Below are 16,121 nucleotides of genomic sequence, written 5' to 3'. Positions count from 1 at the left end.
GGCGCGAGCAGGGCGGGGCGGCGGGCGGTTGGACCGTACGAGTGGTGTTGATCCGAAGAAATACGCAGGGACGGCGTCGCTCCGCCGATTCTCAAGATGCGTACACATCATGAGGAAGGTATGTAGATCGCCCAACCCGAACCGAACCTGAAAGTGAGGGGTCATGGCCGCCCTCAAGGTCAAGAAGTTGTGGACCGTCTTCATCACCGCGTTCTTCGCGGTACTCGCCTCCCTGGGGTTCTCGACCCCGGCCGCCGCTGCCGGTACGGCCGTACAGCAGCCGGCCGAGCAGCCCGTGCCCGCGCCGGCCGGGGAGGCCGCCGGCGGTACGGCCGAGGCGGCTGAGGCCGTACCCGTAGGGGCCACACCCGTGCGGGGCACACCCGTACGGGCCATCGTGCCCGGAGCGCTCGGCGCGTCACGCGATCGGTCGCTGCCACCGACGATCAGACAGCGCATCACCGCCGAGGCACACGGCTCCTCCCCGTCGGTACGTCATCTTCCCGCGGGCACGCCGAGCGAGACCTATGCCGTGAGCGGAACCCATGCCGCCGCGGACGCGGCACTCGTCGGTGCCGGCGCGGCTCCCACGACGTGACGCACCGCACCGGCCGGGCCTTGGGACGAGACCCAGACCCATGGCCAGCCTCGCACCGCGTCGCGGGACCAGCCTCGAACAGCGTTCGTGAACGGGCTCGGGAACGGACTCAGAAACGGGCTCGGGAACGGACTCAGAAACGGGTTCAGGGACGGTTCCTCCGTCGCTCCGCCTCCGCTTCCGCCTCGGCCTGCTTCGCCTTCGCCTGCACCTCGGGATCGAGCGGGTCCACCACATGGCTGCCACCGGTATTGGTCATCGGCCCGCGTTCCGAGACCTCCGTAGCGGCCGGCGGCTCCACCAGCCAGTCCGGATTCGCCTGCTTGTCCCACCACTTCCAGGCGGCGAAAGCCGCACCGGCCAGCACGCCGAGGACCGCCAGGCCCTTGGCGATCCGTGCGGCCCTGGCCCGCCGCTCGTGCTTCCTCGCCAGCTTCTTGATCTCATCCGCCGTGACCTGTCCGCGCAGAGCGGCCAGGGCGGCCGCGGACCGCGCCGCGGCCTGTCCGGCCATCGGCTGTGCCACGGCCACCGCTTGTCCGACCTTCGGCACCGTGTAGTCCGCCGCCTGACGGGCGGCCTGGCGCGTGCGCTGAGCGGCTCGGTGAGCGGCGACATCGACCTTTGGGGGCACCCTGGGCGCCACATGGGCACCGTACTGAGTACGAGCCTGCTGAGCGGCCTTCGTCATCGTCGGCGCGAGCCTCACCCGCGCTTCGTGGGCATATAGAGCGGCCTGCTCCTTGGCCGTACCGGCATAGGGGGCCACCGCTTCCGCGGCGTGCTGCACGCTCTCCTTCGCCGAACCGGTAGCGGCGCGCACGCTGTCCATGCGGGTCACAGGATCATCCTCCTCGGTGGCGTTCCGTATTTCGCCTGTCCACCCTTTTCGAGATCATGCCTGCCGGACTCGGTCTCGGCATGTGATGCGGGCATCCGGGTCATCGCTCCCGGGTTCATCGCTCTTGGTCACCGCTCTTGGTCATCGCTCTGGGGCATCGCCTCGGGTCATGGCACCCGGCACGGACGGCTGCACGGCCCTCCGGCGTCCCCGTGTGCCTCTGTGTCTCCGTACCGGCGTGACACCACCGCCGGGCGTCCCTTCGCCATGCCTGCGGAGCCATGCCTGCGGTGCCTTCCCTCCATCGTGCCCCCATACGGCCCCGAAATCGCCCCAAGACGGGCGCAAAGCCCTTTCAAGGGCAGTGGCCGGACATCATCCGCGCCGTACGTGCGAGGATCGTGAGGGTCAGAGCAGACTTACGGAAGGCAGATCGTGGCCGAGCAGCTTTACGCCACCCTGAAGACCAACCAAGGCGACATCGAGATCCGGCTTCTGCCGAACCACGCGCCGAAGACGGTCAAGAACTTTGTCGAGCTCGCGCAGGGCGAGCGGGAGTGGACCCACCCCGAGACCGGCAAGAAGAGCAAGGACCGGCTGTACGACGGCACCATCTTCCACCGGGTGATCAGCGGGTTCATGATCCAGGGCGGGGACCCGCTGGGCAACGGCACCGGTGGCCCGGGCTACGAGTTCGAGGACGAGTTCCACCCGGACCTGGCCTTCGACAAGCCGTACCTGCTGGCCATGGCGAACGCCGGCCCGGGCACGAACGGCTCGCAGTTCTTCATCACCGTGGCGCCGACCGCCTGGCTGACCCGGAAGCACACCATCTTCGGCGAGGTCAGCACCGAGGCCGGCAAGAAGGTCGTGGACACCATCATCGGCACCCGTACCAACCCGCGCACCGACCGCCCGGTGCAGGACGTGGTGATCGAGTCGGTCATCGTCGAGACGCGCTGACGCGGCGTACGGACCGCACCCACCGAGGGTCACGGACCGCCCCCGGCGTCCGGACCGCTCGGGTTCCCGGGGTCGCGGGAACCTCCCGCCCCGCCCGTCCGTAGTGGTTACATACCGGGCGGGCGGGGCAGTGCGCCGTGCACTGCCCGGTACGCGCCCGCCGTCACCAGGACCCGAGGGGACCGATGGACCACCCGCCAGGCGGCCATGGAGGCCAGGACCAGCCCGCCGTCAGTGAGGGCCTGCCCGACTGCTACCGGCATCCGGGGCGGGAGACGGGCATACGGTGCACGCGCTGCGAGCGGCCCATCTGCCCCGAATGCATGGTCGACGCCGCGGTCGGCTTCCAGTGCCCGGAGTGCGTCCGGCAGGGCTCGGGTACGGGCACGGGGCGCGGGCCTGCCCCGCGTCAGGCCCGTACGCTCGCAGGCGGGACGATCGTGGCCGATCCCCGGCTGATCACCAAGGTCCTGCTGGGCATCAATGCCGCGGTCTTCATCGCCGCGCTCGCGGTGGGCGACAGCCTGGTCAATGATCTCGACCTGGTCGGCCGTGCCTTCGACCCCGCGACGGGCGGACTCGTCGGTGTCGCGGATGGCCAGTGGTACCGGCTGCTGACGGCGATGTTCCTGCACCAGGCGATCTGGCACTTCGGGTTCAACATGCTGGGCCTGTGGTGGCTCGGCGGGCCGCTGGAGGCGGCGCTCGGCCGCGGCCGCTTCCTGGCGCTCTATCTGCTCTCCGGACTCGCGGGGAGCGCCCTCACGTATCTGATCGCCGCGCCGAACCAGGCCTCGCTGGGCGCTTCCGGCGCCATCTTCGGACTGCTCGGCGCCACCGCCGTGCTGATGCGCCGGCTGAATTACGACATGCGGCCGGTCTTCGCCCTGCTGGCGCTGAATCTGCTCTTCACCTTCACCTGGTCCGGTATCGCCTGGCAGGCGCATGTCGGCGGACTGGTGGCGGGCACGGTGATAGCCATCGGCATGGTGCACGCGCCCCGGGAGCGGCGGGCGTTGGTGCAGTACGGGACCTGCGCGCTGGTGCTGGCGGCGACGGTCGCGGTGGTGGTGGCGAGGACGGCGACGCTGCCCGCGCTGCCCGCGGCGTTCTGAGCGGCCCGGGGCTGCCCGTGCTGACGGCGCCGTCCGATGGCGCTGTCCGTCGGCACTGCCCGTAGCACGTGCTGCGCGTCCGGCTACGTGTCCCCGCTGACCGTTCGTACAGCACAGTTGTCCACAGTGTGTGCAGGATCTTGTGCATCCTGCGGAGAACGTGCGTGCCCCTTGTCGTCAATGCTGGGTTGACCAGCGGCGACAAGGGGCGGGCACGTCGTCCGAAGAGCCGACGCGGTCACACCGCCGTCAAGAACCCGTGGAGTTATCCACAGATCGTCAGACCTTTTCCCCTGCTGTGGACAAGGCTGTGGATAAGTGGGGACTCAGGGTGACGGTGAGCTGGTGACGGCGGGCTGCTGACGACGGCCACGACCGCGGCCGTGCGGCCGCGGAGTCGCGGGGTTCGCGGGCCCGTTACTTCCACTGGGTGGAGACACCGAAGCCGGCGGCGATGAAGCCGAACCCGACCACGATGTTCCAGTTTCCGAAGCTGGACAGCGGGAGATCGCCCTCGGTCACATAGAAGACCACGATCCAGGCCAGTCCGATCAGGAACATGGCCAGCATCACCGGGGCCACCCAGCTCCGGTTGGTCAGCCTAATGGCGGTCGCCTGCTTCGCCGCCGGAGGCGGCGTGAAGTCGGCCTTCTTGCGGATACGTGACTTCGGCACGAGGGACTCTCCTGTCGATGCGCTGCGTGACCGCGCAGGTAACTGTTACGGGTGCCGGGGGCGGAGAGCAGGGGGAACCGCCGCCACCGGGCGTCCGTTAGCGTAGTGCTTCCGCGGCGCCTAAGGAGATAAGGGTACGTTGAGCAATTCAGCCGACTCTCCCCCAGGGCCGGTCCGGCGCCCCTCGCGGCGGCCCGTCCGGCTGCTCACGGCTGCCGTCTTCGCGCTCGCCGGGCTGATCTTCGTGACCAGTTTCAACACGGCCAAGGGCACCAACATCCGTACGGACGCCTCGCTGTTGAAGCTCTCCGACCTGATTCACGAGCGGGACCGCAAGAACGCCGAACTGGGTGACACCACCGCGGCGGTCCGCCGGGACATCGACGCGCTCGTCGGCCGCGACGACGGCTCCACCGAGGCCGAGAACGCCAGACTGAGCGCCCTGGAGAAGGCCGCGGGCACCAAGAAGCTCACCGGCCCCGCCCTCACCGTCACCCTCAACGACGCCCCGCCCAACGCCACCGCCAACCCCGGCTACCCCGAGCCCCAGCCCAATGACCTCGTCATCCATCAGCAGGATCTCCAGGCCGTCGTCAACGCCCTCTGGCAGGGCGGCGCCGAGGGCATCCGCGTCATGGACCAGCGGCTGATCTCCACCAGCGCGGTCCGGTGCGTGGGCAATACGCTGATCCTCCAGGGCCGCGTCTACTCACCGCCCTACAAGATCACCGCTGTCGGTGACCAGGACGCCCTCCGCAAGGCCCTCACCGACTCCCCGGCGATCCAGAACTACCAGCTCTATGTGAAGGCGTACGGCCTCGGCTGGAAGGTCGACGAGCACGGCGAGGAGACGCTTCCCGGCTACACGGGCACGGTCGATCTCCACTACGCGGAACCGGTCGGGTAGCCCTCGATCCGCGCCGGACCTCCCGCAACCCGCCCGAAACCTCCCGCAACCCGCCCGAACCTTCCCCGAACCTCAGTGCACCTGCCGGATGCGCCGCCCATGTGTCACCGCCGCCGTTTAGTCTGGTGCAGTAGCGCCTGGGGCGGTACCGAACGGAAGGGACAGCATGTACGGCTGGATCTGGCGTCATCTGCCGGGCAACGTGTGGCTGCGTGCGGCCATATCGCTCGTCCTGGCGCTCGCGGTCGTCTATGTGCTGTTCCAGTACGTCTTCCCCTGGGCGGAGCCGCTGCTGCCCTTCAACGACGTGACGGTCGACGGGGCGGGGGCGGCCGGATGAGCGCGCGGATCCTCGTCGTCGACAACTACGACAGCTTTGTCTTCAACCTCGTTCAGTACCTGTACCAGCTCGGCGCCGAGTGCGAGGTGCTGCGCAATGACGAGGTGTCCACCTCGCACGCGCAGGACGGCTTCGACGGCGTGCTGCTCTCGCCCGGCCCCGGCACCCCCGAACAGGCCGGTGTCTGCGTAGAGATGGTGCGGCACTGCGCGGCCACCGGGGTGCCGGTCTTCGGCGTCTGCCTCGGTATGCAGTCGATGGCCGTGGCGTACGGCGGAGTTGTCGACCGGGCGCCCGAACTGCTGCACGGCAAGACCTCGCTGGTCACCCATGAGGGCAAGGGCGTGTTCGCGGGCCTGCCTTCACCGTTCACCGCGACCCGCTACCACTCGCTGGCGGCCGAGCCCACGGCGCTGCCGGCCGAGCTGGAGGTCACGGCGCGTACGGCGGACGGGATCATCATGGGCGTACGCCACCGCGAACTGCCCGTCGAGGGCGTGCAGTTCCACCCCGAGTCCGTCCTCACCGAACACGGTCATCTGATGCTGGCCAACTGGCTCGCGCGGTGCGGTGATCCGGGGGCGCTGGGCCGGTCGGCGGATCTGGCGCCGGTGGTGGGCAAGGCGCTGGCGTGACCGCACTCCGCCCCGAACACGAGGCAGGCTACGGAGGCTCGTACGAGCAGGGAGCGTACGAGGCCTCCGGCGCGTTCGAGGCGGCTGCGGAGGGACCGGCGGAGCCCGCCGCCCCGCTCGGCGACCCGTTGAACGACCCGTTGACCGCGCCGCTGCCGGGACAGCGGCGCGGGCACCGCCGGCACGCACGGCCGCCCGAGCAGGAGCCGCCGTGGTCCCAGCCGGGGGAGCGGGCGCAGCAGGCCGCGGACCCGGAGTCCGAGTGGTCCGGTGACTACTACCGGCAGTACGCGGCGGAGTCCCCGGCCGGCCGGACCAATCCGTACTACGCGGAAGGCCCGGCGGTCCCGGCTCCCGCGCCCTCCCCGGCGCCCGCGCCTTCGCCGCCCTCCGTGCCATCCCCGGCTCCGTCCCCGGCTCCGATGGACGACCGTACGGTCGCTCTCCCCGTGGTCGAGATGCCGTCCGATCCGGGGCCGGAGCAGCCGGAGCACGCGGCCGGGCCGCCCGAGCCGGCTCCTCGTACCGGCGGGCGCGCGGAGCGCCGTAAAGCGGCGGCCAAGGGCGGCCGGGGCCGCAGACGGGCCGAGCCCGCGACGGCACCGGCACCGTCCGGGGCGCCCGCGTCCGGCTCCGGGGGCGAGGCGCCCGCCCGGCCGCTCTCCCGGGTCGAGGCGCGCCGCGCGGCCCGCGCCGCCAAGGACAGCCTCGCGGTCGTCGCCAGCCGGGCCGTCGGTGAGTTGTTCATCACCTTCGGCGTGCTGATGCTGCTGTTCGTCACGTATCAGCTCTGGTGGACGAACGTACGGGCCGACCAGATCGCCGGCAACGAGACCAACAAGATCCAGCAGGGCTGGGCCGAGGGCCGGCAGCCCGGGGTATTCGAGCCCGGCCAGGGCTTCGCCATCATGCACATCCCCAAGCTGGATGTCGTCGTCCCGATCGCGGAGGGCATCAGCAAGGCGAAGGTCCTGGACCGCGGCATGGTCGGCCACTACGCGGAGGGCAGCCTCAAGACGGCGATGCCCTCCGACAAGCAGGGCAACTTCGCGGTGGCCGGCCACCGCAACACCCACGGCGAGCCGTTCCGTTATATCAACCAGCTCACGCCCGGCGACAAGATCGTCGTCGAGACGCAGGACGCGTACTACACGTACGACATGACGAGCATCCTGCCGCAGACCGCGCCGTCGAACGTGAGCGTGATCGGTCCGGTGCCGCCGGGCTCCGGATTCACGGAGCCCGGACGCTACATCACGCTGACGACCTGCACGCCCGAATTCACCAGTACCTATCGCATGATCGTGTGGGGCAAAATGGTGGAAGAACGGCCACGAGGCAAAGGCAAGCCCGACGCTCTCGTCGGTTAGGGTCTTTCGTTTGGATCGGGCCCTAGGCCGATCGGACTCACGACAGGGCCGGCGGACCGGCGAAGACGAACGGGGACGGGGCGCTGTGTCAGCGAGCACCGAGAACGACCGAGAGACGGGCACGCCGCCGCCGGACCACGCGGCGGCCGACTCCCCCGGGGCTTCCACGACCCCGCGGGCGCCGATAGCCCGGCCCGCCCCACGACGCCGCTTCCGCAGTCCCCTCGCGGCCGTGGTCAGCGTCTGCGGCGAGCTGCTCATCACCGCGGGCGTCATACTCGGCCTCTTCGTCGTCTATTCGCTGTGGTGGACGAATGTGCTGGCCGACCGGGAGGCCGCCAAGCAGGGCGACGACGTACGCGACCACTGGGCGCAGGAAGGCACCAAGGGCGGCAAGCCTCCGGTGTACGACTCCGAGGACGGCATCGGCTTCCTCCATGTCCCGGCGATGGGCGGCGGGGAGATCCTCGTCAAGAAGGGCACGACCACCTCACTGCTGAACGACGGTGTGGCGGGCTATTACACGGAGCCGGTCAAGTCGGCGCTGCCCTGGGACCCGAAGGGCAACTTCACGCTGGCGGCGCACCGGGACGGCCACGGCGCCCGGTTCCACAACATCCACAAGATCAAGACCGGTGATCCGGTGGTATTCGAGACCCGGGACACCTGGTTCGTCTACAAGGTCTACAAGGAACTCCCGAGGACCTCGAAGTACAACGTGGACGTGCTCAAGCCGGTCCCCAAGGAGTCCGGGAAGACCAAGCCGGGCCGCTATCTGACCCTGACGACCTGTACGCCGATCTACACCTCGGACTACCGCTACATCGTCTGGGCCGAACTGGTCCGCACGGACAAGGTCGACAAGAACCGCACGCCGCCGCCGGAGCTGCGCTGACGCCGGAGGGACCGGGAGGGGCGGAGGAGCCGGGAGGGGCACGACGGGCCCGCCAGACGGCGCTCAGGACGGCTCAGGACAACGGAAAGCCCCGGCACCCTCTGTGGGTGCCGGGGCTTTCGTACGGGCCGCTGCGGCCGGTACCGCTAGCCTTCCTTACGGGCGCTGGTGCCGGACGGGCCGCCGAAGAATCCTCCGCCGCCGTTGTCGCCACCGCCGCCGTTGTTGCCTTGGCCGCCGCCCCCGCCCGCCGTGAACAGGGTGACCGTGTCGCCCTTGTTCACCATGCTGCCCGGCCCCGGCTGGGTGGTCAGGACCCTGGAGTTGGGGTCGTTGGACGAGTTGGGCGCGAGGGTCACATTGAGGCCAAGGCCGCCCAGGATCTGCTGGGCCTCCTGGAGCGACTTGTTGCCGCCGGCGATGTCACCCGGGATCTGGACCTGCTGCTGTTGCGGCCCCTTGGAGACATCCAGCGTGACCGTCGCGCCCTTGTCCGCCTTGCTGTTGCCGGACGGGTCCTGCTTGATGACCGTACCTGCGGGCTCGGCCCCGTCCACGTCGTTCCGTACGACATTGAACTCGAGCGCTTCGAGCTGGGCCTTGGCATTGTCGAACTGTGCGCCCACGACGTCCGCGACGACCTCCTGGCCCGTCTTCGCGATCTTCAGCGTGACCGTCGTGCCCTTCTCGGCCCGCGAGCCGCCCTCCGGGTCCTGCTCAAGGACCGTGCCTGGGTCCTCGTCGGACTCGACCTGCTCGGTCTTCACCTCGAAGTTCTCGTCCTCCAGTATGGACGTCGCGTTGTCCACGTCCTTCTGGGTGACGTCCGGGACTTTGACCTGCGGCGCGCCCTCGGAGACGACGACCTGGACGGTCTCGCCCTGGTCCATCTTGCCGCTCTCCGGGTTCTGGCTGCAGATGGAGCCCTTGGGCACCTCGCACCGCTCGGAACCGGACTGGGCGACCTTCACGCTCGCGTTGCTCGCCAGCGTCTCGGCCTCCGCGAGCGTCTTGCCGACGAGCTGCGGGACGGTCACCTGGCTGGTGTCGTCCTTGCCGCTGAAGAAGGACCGTCCGATCAGTATCGCGCCGATCAGTACGAGGACGCCTGCGGCCACCAGCAGTATCGTCGAGGTGTTCGATTTCTTCTGGCGGCGCCGGTCCGGGCGGTCGTCGTACCCGCCGTACCCGCCCTCGTCCGGGTTCATCGGCGGCAGCATCGTCGTCTGGCCGGCCGGGTCGTTCTGGCGCAGCGCGGTCGTCTGCTGGGCGTCGTGGCCGCCGTACCCGCCGCCGTAGCCGACCGCGCCCATGGCGGCCGTGGCCGCGACGGGCTGGCCGTCGAGGCAGGCCTCGATGTCGGCGCGCATCTCGTCGGCGGACTGGTAGCGGTAGTCCGGGTCCTTGACGAGGGCCTTCAGTACGATCGCGTCCATCTCGGGCGTGATCTCGGGGTCGAAGACGCTGGGCGTCTGCGGCTCTTCCCGTACGTGCTGATAGGCGACCGCGACCGGCGAGTCCCCGATGAAGGGCGGCCGGACCGTGAGCAGTTCGTAGAGCAGACAGCCGGTGGAGTAGAGGTCCGAGCGCGCGTCGACCTGCTCGCCCTTGGCCTGCTCCGGCGAGAGGTACTGGGCGGTGCCGATGACCGCGGAGGTCTGGGTCATCGTCATACCGGAGTCGCCCATCGCGCGGGCGATACCGAAGTCCATGACCTTGACCTGGCCGGTACGCGTCAGCATCACGTTGGCGGGCTTGATGTCCCGGTGGACGATGCCGTTGCGGTGCGAGTACTCCAGCGCCTGGAGGATCCCGATGGTCATCTCCAGCGTGCGCTCGGGCAGCAGTCTTCGCCCGGAGTGCAGCAGCTCGCGCAAGGTCGAACCGTCCACGTACTCCATCACGATGTACGGGATGGAGACCCCGTCGACATAGTCCTCGCCGGTGTCGTAGACCGCGACGATCGCCGGGTGGTTGAGCGAGGCGGCCGACTGGGCCTCTCGGCGGAACCGGGCCTGGAAGGACGGGTCGCGGGCGAGATCGGCCCGCAGCGTCTTCACAGCGACGGTGCGGCCGAGCCGGGTGTCGTGCGCGAGGTAGACCTCCGCCATGCCACCACGGCCGAGCACCGAGCCCAGCTCGTACCGGCCGCCGAGGCGACGCGGCTCTTCCATAACTGTTCCAGCCCTCTCCGTCAGTCCCGACCGCACCGGTGTGTGGTCCGGCGGTGTGCTGTTCGCGCCTACGCTACCGGGCACGCCGTATGCGATTGGCCCGTAACGGTGACCTGATATACGACCGGTATCGCAATGTGCGTGTAAGGAGGCGAGCCGTGACCGGCGTCACCTCCTGCTGTCGATGACCGCCTTCATCACATTCTTGGCGATGGGGGCCGCGAGGCCGCCACCGGAGATGTCGTCGCGGTTGGCGTTGCTGTCCTCGACGACGACCGCGACCGCGACGGGGGAGCCGCTGTCCGTCTTGGCGTACGAGATGAACCACGCGTACGGGTTCTTGCTGTTGTTCTCGCCGTGCTGCGCGGTACCGGTCTTGCCGCCGACCGTCACATTCGGGATCTGGGCGTTCTTGCCGGTGCCGTCCTTGACGACCGTCTCCATCATGCTCTGGAGCATCTGCGCGTGCTCCTGGGTGAGCGGGCGGCTCAGCTCCTCGGGCTCGGTCTTGCTGAGCACGTCCAGGTTGGGAGCGCGGAGCTGGTCGATCATGTACGGCTTCATCAGCTTGCCGTCGTTGGCGACCGCCGCGGCGACCATGGCCATCTGGAGGGGGGTGGCCCGGGTGTCGAACTGGCCGATGGAGGAGAGCGCGGTCTGCGAGGCGTTCATCTCTTCGGGGAAGAAGGACGCGTTGGAACGTACCGGCGTGAACTGCTCGGCGTTGAAGCCGAACTTCTTCGCGGTCTCCAGCATCTGGTCCTTGCCGAGATCGGAGCCGAGCTTGCCGAAGACGGTGTTGCAGGAGAAGCTCAGCGCGTCCCGGAGGGTGGCGTCCTTGCAGGGGATGTTGCCCTCGTTGACGAGCGGGGTGGTGGTGCCGGGCATGATCCAGGGGAGCGGCGAGTCGGTCTGCTCGTCGATGTCCGTGATCTTGCCGTGCTCCAGGGCGGCGGCCGCGGTGACCACCTTGAAGGTGGAGCCGGGCGGGTAGGTCTCGCGCAGCGCCCGGTTCTGCATCGGGTCGTCGGGGTTGTGCTTCTTGTCGAGGGCGACCCAGGCCTTGGAGTCCTTCTCGCTGTTGCCCGCGAAGGTGGACGGGTCGTAGCTCGGGGTGGACGCCAGCGCCAGGATCTTGCCGGTCTGCGGGTCGATGGCCGCGACCGCGCCCTTGGACTTCCCGAGGCCCTCGTACGCGGCCTTCTGGGCGGCGCCGCTGAGGGTGGTGACGACGTCGCCGCCCTTCTTCTTCTTGCCCGTGAACATGGCCATGGTGCGGTCGAAGAAGAGCCGGTCGTCGTTGCCGGTGAGTATGCCGTCCTCGAGCTTCTCGATCTGGTTGGCGTCGAAGGCCTGCGAGGCGTAGCCGGTGACGGGTGCCCACATGGGGCCGTCGACATAGGTGCGCTTGTACGCGAAGTCGCTGTCGTCGGTCTTGACGGAGCCGGTGATGGCCTTGCCGTCGACGATGATGTTGCCGCGCTCGTTGCTGTAGCGCTCGATGAGCACCCTGCGGTTGAACCTGTGCGAGTTCAGCTCGTCCGCGCGTACGTACTGGAGCCAGTTGTCCCGGATCAGCAGGGCCAGGACGAGCAGCCCGCAGAAGATCGCGATGCGTCGCAGCGGCTTGTTCACGGTCGGACCACCTGGGTCATCTCGGCATCGGGTGACGGAGCGGGGGCCGGTGCGGGCCGGCGCGCGGTGTCGCTGATACGGATCAGGACGCCGATCAGCGCCCAGTTGGCGAGCACGGAGGAGCCGCCGTACGCGACGAACGGCATGGTCATACCGGTCAGCGGGATGAGGCCCATCACACCGCCGGCGACGACGAACACCTGGATCGCGAACGCGCCGGAGAGGCCGATGGCGAGCAGCTTGCCGAACGGGTCGCGGGCGGCGAGCGCGGTCCGTACGCCCCGCTCCACGATCAGCCCGTAGATCATCAGGAACGCCATCGTGCCCGCGAGCCCGAACTCCTCGCCGACCGTGGTGAGGATGAAGTCGGCGTTGGCGGCGAAGCCGATGAGGTCGGAGTTGCCCTGGCCGAGGCCGGTGCCGAGGGTGCCGCCCGAACCGAAGGACAGCAGGGCGTCGCCGATCTGCTGGCAGGCGCCGGTGACATCCGTCTGGTAGCAGGCGAAGGGGTCGAGCCAGGCGTTGACACGGGACTGGACGTGCGGCTCGAAGGAGGCGACGCCGACCGCGCCCGCGACCGACATCAGCAGACCGAACACGATCCAGCTCGTGCGCTCGGTGGCGACGTACAGCATGATCACGAAGAGGCCGAAGAAGAGCAGCGAGGTGCCCAGGTCGGTCTCGAAGACCAGAATGAGGATCGACATCGCCCAGATGGCGAGGATCGGGCCCAGGTCACGGCCTCGCGGCAGGTACATGCCCATGAACCGGCGGCTGGCCAGGGCCAGCGCGTCCCGCTTCACCATCAGATAACCGGAGAAGAAGATCGCGATGATGATCTTCGCGAACTCACCGGGCTGGATGGTGAAGCCGCCGATGCTGATCCAGATCTTGGCGCCGTTCACGGCGGGGAAGAACATCGGCAGGATCAGCAGCACCAGGGCCGCCGCCATCGAGATGTACGTGTAGCGCTGAAGGATCCGGTGGTCCTTGAGGACCATCAGTACGGCGACGAACAGCGCGACCGCGATGGCCGAGTACATGAGCTGCTTGGGGGCGTCCGGGCTGTACGCGCCGAAGAGCGCCTCGGCGCGCCGGATCAGCCGCGGCGACTGGTCCAGCCGCCAGATCAGCACCAGACCCAGCCCGTTGAGCAGGGTGGCCAGCGGCAGCAGCAGCGGATCGGCGTACGGGGCGAACTTGCGGACCGCGAGATGGGCGATCCCGGCGAGCAGGCCGACGCCGAGCCCGTACCCCAGCATCCCGGCGGGGATCTTGCCGTCGAGGGCGAGTCCCACGTTCAGATACGCGAACACCGGGATGACGACGGCGAAGGCGAGCAGCCCCAGTTCGGTGTTGCGGCGGCTCGGTGCTTCGATCGCGCCGATGGTGGTCGTATTGGTGACAACGCTCATGTGGTGAAAGGCCCCCTACGGCCGGCTACTGCTGCTTCCCGCAGTTCGAGGCCACTTTCTGCTCCTCCTCCGAGAGGCTGGGGCCCGGAGTGGGAGTCGCGGCTTTCGGCTTGATGGTGGTGGTCCGGCCGGAGGTGTTCGTACCGGTCGTGCCGCCGGCCTGGCCTTCGCCGGTGACCACATTGGCCTCGCGGTCGGCCTGACGGCGCTGCTCGTCCTTCTTGCAGGCCGACGCCTGGGTGGCGAGTTCCTGGATCTTGTCGCGGCCGTTGGCGAGGCTGCCCTCGGCGATGGTCTCCTCGACCTGCTTGCGCTGGTAGGGCGGGAGGTACTTGAGTTCGATCTCGGGGTGGTCCTTCTCGATCTCCGAGAGGGAGAGCCAGGCGAGATCCTGGCTGATGCCCCGGTAGAGCGCCACATGCTCCTCGTTGGCACCCACGTAGTACTGGGTCTGCGTCCAGCGGTAGCCGCCGTACAGTCCGCCGCCGACGACGGCCAGGGCGAGCACGGTGTAGAAGGACCGCTTGAACCACTTGCGGCCGCCGCGCGGCTTGACGAAGTCGTCGTCGCTGTACGCGCCGAAGCTTCCGTCGTCGGGCATGCCTCCGTAACCGCCGTCCCCGCCGCTGCCGGGCGGGCCGAAGCCGCCTCCGGGCTGGGGCGGTACGGAGCGGCCCAGGCCGGCCGCGCGGCCCGCGGGGGTCTGCATCGCGGCGGCGTTCTCGGCGGAGTTCAGCGGAAGCTGGTTCTCGGCGACCGCGCCGACGACGACCGGGGTGTCGTTGAGCTGCCCGGCCAGGGTGTCGTTGGACTCGACGTCCAGGACGTCGGCCACGATGCAGGTGATGTTGTCGGGGCCGCCGCCGCGCAGCGCGAGCTGGATGAGGGCCTGTACGGTCTCCTGCGGGCCCTGGTAGCTGGCGAGGGTCTCCTCCATGGTCTGGTGGGAGACGACGCCCGAGAGGCCGTCGGAGCAGATCAGATAGCGGTCCCCGGCGCGGACCTCGCGGATGGAGAGATCCGGCTCGACATGGTCGCCGCTGCCCAGCGCGCGCATCAGCAGGGAGCGCTGCGGATGGGTGGTGGCCTCCTCCTCGGTGATCCGGCCCTCGTCGACCAGCCGCTGCACCCAGGTGTGGTCCTGGGTGATCTGGGTCAGGACGCCGTCGCGCAGCAGATAGGCGCGGGAGTCCCCGACATGCACGAGGCCGAGCCGCTGGCCGGTCCACAGCAGGGCGGTGAGCGTGGTGCCCATGCCTTCGAGCTGGGGGTCCTCCTCGACCATCACGCGGAGCTGGTCGTTGGCCCGCTGCACCGCCGTACCGAGCGAGGTGAGGATGTCGGAGCCCGGCACGTCGTCGTCGAGCTGGACGAGGGTGGAGATCACCTCGGAGGACGCGACCTCACCGGCGGCCTGGCCGCCCATGCCGTCGGCGATGGCAAGCAGCCGCGGTCCGGCATAGCCGGAGTCCTCGTTGCCTTCCCGGATCATGCCCTTGTGCGATCCGGCGGCGAAGCGCAGAGACAGACTCATGCGCACCTCGCCCGTCGGCTCGCCCGTCGACTGTCGCGCCAGCCGGTCTCGAGCCACACTGCCCACCCTCCGGTCGGGAGCCTGCTCCGGTCCGCTGTCGGGACCGCCGCGGCTCGCTCGCTCCGCTCGCTCATTGTCGTACTACTTCCGCAGCTCGATGACGGTCTTGCCGATGCGGATAGGAGCGCCCAGCGCGATCGGTGTCGGTGTCGTGAGCCGGGTCCGGTCGAGATACGTACCGTTGGTGGACCCGAGATCCTCGACGATCCACTGGCCGTCCCGGTCCGGGTAGATCCTGGCATGCCTGCTGGACGCGTAGTCGTCGTCCAGCACGATCGTCGAGTCGTGCGCGCGGCCCAGGGTGATGGTCTGGCCCTGGAGGGCCACCGTGGTGCCGGTGAGGCTGCCCTCGGAGACGACCAGCTTGGTGGGCGCGCCGCGGCGCTGCCTGCCGCCCTGCTGCTGGCGCTGCTGGGGCGGCGCCGCCGACTGGCGGGCCTGCTGCGGGCGGGCGTCGCCGCTGCGGCGCGAGCCGCGCTGGGTGACCCGTGTCCCGAACAGATCACTGCGGATGACCTGGACGGCCACGATCACGAACAGCCACAGAACGGCCAGAAAACCTAGCCGCATGACCGTCAGGGTCAGCTCTGACATTGCCCCCGCTTCACCCTTCGGCTTGCCTGTAAACGATGGTGGTGTTGCCCACGACGATCCGCGAGCCGTCGCGGAGCGTAGCGCGGGTGGTGTGCTGTCCGTCTACCACGATGCCGTTGGTGGACCCGAGGTCCTGGATCGTCGAGGGCGTTCCGGTCCGGATCTCGCAGTGCCGCCGCGAGACCCCGGGATCGTCGATCCGTACGTCGGCGTCGGTGCTGCGGCCCAGTACGAGCGTGGCGCGGGAGATCTGATGGCGGGTGCCGTTGATCTCGATCCAGCGGCGCACCTGACCCCCCGGCAGAGCGCCTGGACCGGCCCCGGGGAGGCGGCCTGCGGCGGGGGCGTGGCCGCCTCCCCGGGGCCGGTC

General features: G+C 69.2%; 16 protein-coding genes. 8 read left to right on the top strand and 8 right to left on the bottom strand.

Features of this window, described 5'->3' with window-relative positions; translation table 11 throughout:
* Positions 1-163: 163 nt before the first annotated feature.
* Positions 164-598 (top strand): DUF6344 domain-containing protein, encoded by a 435-nt coding sequence (locus WH07_RS30455; RefSeq protein WP_046507073.1) that lies wholly within the window; start codon positions 164-166, stop codon positions 596-598.
* 145 nt (positions 599-743) lie between these two features.
* Here WH07_RS30455 and WH07_RS30450 read toward each other — a convergent pair whose 3' ends face one another.
* Complete coding sequence (locus WH07_RS30450) at positions 744-1,439, bottom strand: DUF5324 family protein (protein WP_046507071.1); 696 nt, start codon at positions 1,437-1,439, stop codon at positions 744-746.
* A gap of 435 nt (positions 1,440-1,874) precedes the next feature.
* On the opposite strand from WH07_RS30450, the gene WH07_RS30445 reads away from it, so the two are divergent.
* A complete protein-coding gene (locus WH07_RS30445) occupies positions 1,875-2,402 on the top strand; it encodes a peptidylprolyl isomerase (RefSeq protein WP_046507068.1) in 528 nt (175 codons plus the stop codon).
* A gap of 185 nt (positions 2,403-2,587) precedes the next feature.
* Positions 2,588-3,517, top strand: coding sequence for a rhomboid family intramembrane serine protease (locus WH07_RS30440; RefSeq protein WP_046507066.1), 930 nt, complete (start codon positions 2,588-2,590; stop codon positions 3,515-3,517).
* 417 nt (positions 3,518-3,934) lie between these two features.
* Here WH07_RS30440 and crgA read toward each other — a convergent pair whose 3' ends face one another.
* Positions 3,935-4,192, bottom strand: a complete 258-nt coding sequence (gene crgA / locus WH07_RS30435; protein ID WP_046507063.1) for a cell division protein CrgA — start codon at positions 4,190-4,192, stop codon at positions 3,935-3,937.
* Between the two features lie 139 nt (positions 4,193-4,331).
* On the opposite strand from crgA, the gene WH07_RS30430 reads away from it, so the two are divergent.
* The 5 genes from WH07_RS30430 to WH07_RS30410 all read left to right on the top strand — a co-directional run bounded on the left by WH07_RS30430 (position 4,332) and on the right by WH07_RS30410 (position 8,339).
* On the top strand, positions 4,332-5,099 hold the full coding sequence (locus WH07_RS30430) for a DUF881 domain-containing protein (RefSeq protein ID WP_046507060.1): 768 nt from the start codon (positions 4,332-4,334) through the stop codon (positions 5,097-5,099).
* A 166-nt stretch (positions 5,100-5,265) separates the two neighbouring features.
* Positions 5,266-5,439, top strand: a complete 174-nt coding sequence (locus WH07_RS40550; RefSeq protein WP_046507056.1) for a hypothetical protein — start codon at positions 5,266-5,268, stop codon at positions 5,437-5,439.
* Positions 5,436-6,074 (top strand): aminodeoxychorismate/anthranilate synthase component II, encoded by a 639-nt coding sequence (locus WH07_RS30420; protein ID WP_046507053.1) that lies wholly within the window; start codon positions 5,436-5,438, stop codon positions 6,072-6,074. The genes WH07_RS40550 and WH07_RS30420 overlap by 4 nt, the downstream gene beginning before the upstream one ends.
* Positions 6,071-7,444, top strand: coding sequence for a class E sortase (locus WH07_RS30415; RefSeq protein WP_046507049.1), 1,374 nt, complete (start codon positions 6,071-6,073; stop codon positions 7,442-7,444). The genes WH07_RS30420 and WH07_RS30415 overlap by 4 nt, the downstream gene beginning before the upstream one ends.
* Before the next feature lie 85 nt (positions 7,445-7,529).
* Positions 7,530-8,339 carry a class E sortase gene (locus WH07_RS30410; protein WP_079023691.1) on the top strand — a complete coding sequence of 270 codons (810 nt, stop codon included), beginning with the start codon at positions 7,530-7,532 and terminating at the stop codon, positions 8,337-8,339.
* Positions 8,340-8,485: 146 nt separating this feature from the next.
* On the opposite strand, the gene pknB is transcribed toward WH07_RS30410, so the two are convergent.
* The 6 genes from pknB to WH07_RS30380 all read right to left on the bottom strand — a co-directional run.
* The gene (gene pknB, locus WH07_RS30405; RefSeq protein WP_046507046.1) at positions 8,486-10,513 is read right to left on the bottom strand and encodes a Stk1 family PASTA domain-containing Ser/Thr kinase; all 2,028 of its coding nucleotides are present in this window, start codon (positions 10,511-10,513) and stop codon (positions 8,486-8,488) included.
* Positions 10,514-10,681: 168 nt separating this feature from the next.
* Positions 10,682-12,148, bottom strand: a complete 1,467-nt coding sequence (locus tag WH07_RS30400) for a peptidoglycan D,D-transpeptidase FtsI family protein (RefSeq protein WP_046507044.1) — start codon at positions 12,146-12,148, stop codon at positions 10,682-10,684.
* A complete protein-coding gene (locus tag WH07_RS30395; protein ID WP_046507040.1) occupies positions 12,145-13,563 on the bottom strand; it encodes an FtsW/RodA/SpoVE family cell cycle protein in 1,419 nt (472 codons plus the stop codon). The genes WH07_RS30400 and WH07_RS30395 overlap by 4 nt, the downstream gene beginning before the upstream one ends.
* Positions 13,564-13,588: 25 nt before the next feature.
* A complete protein-coding gene (locus WH07_RS30390) occupies positions 13,589-15,097 on the bottom strand; it encodes a Stp1/IreP family PP2C-type Ser/Thr phosphatase (protein WP_046507037.1) in 1,509 nt (502 codons plus the stop codon).
* 141 nt (positions 15,098-15,238) lie between these two features.
* Positions 15,239-15,751 (bottom strand): FHA domain-containing protein FhaB/FipA, encoded by a 513-nt coding sequence (locus WH07_RS30385; RefSeq protein ID WP_046507034.1) that lies wholly within the window; start codon positions 15,749-15,751, stop codon positions 15,239-15,241.
* A gap of 10 nt (positions 15,752-15,761) precedes the next feature.
* Positions 15,762-16,121: FHA domain-containing protein (locus WH07_RS30380; protein WP_046507074.1), on the bottom strand; the 360-nt coding region annotated here is incomplete at its 5' end.

It is taken from the genome of Streptomyces odonnellii, from assembly GCF_000981895.1.
Classification (GTDB): domain Bacteria; phylum Actinomycetota; class Actinomycetes; order Streptomycetales; family Streptomycetaceae; genus Streptomyces; species Streptomyces odonnellii.
This window is presented reverse-complemented; position numbering and strand designations above follow the sequence as displayed.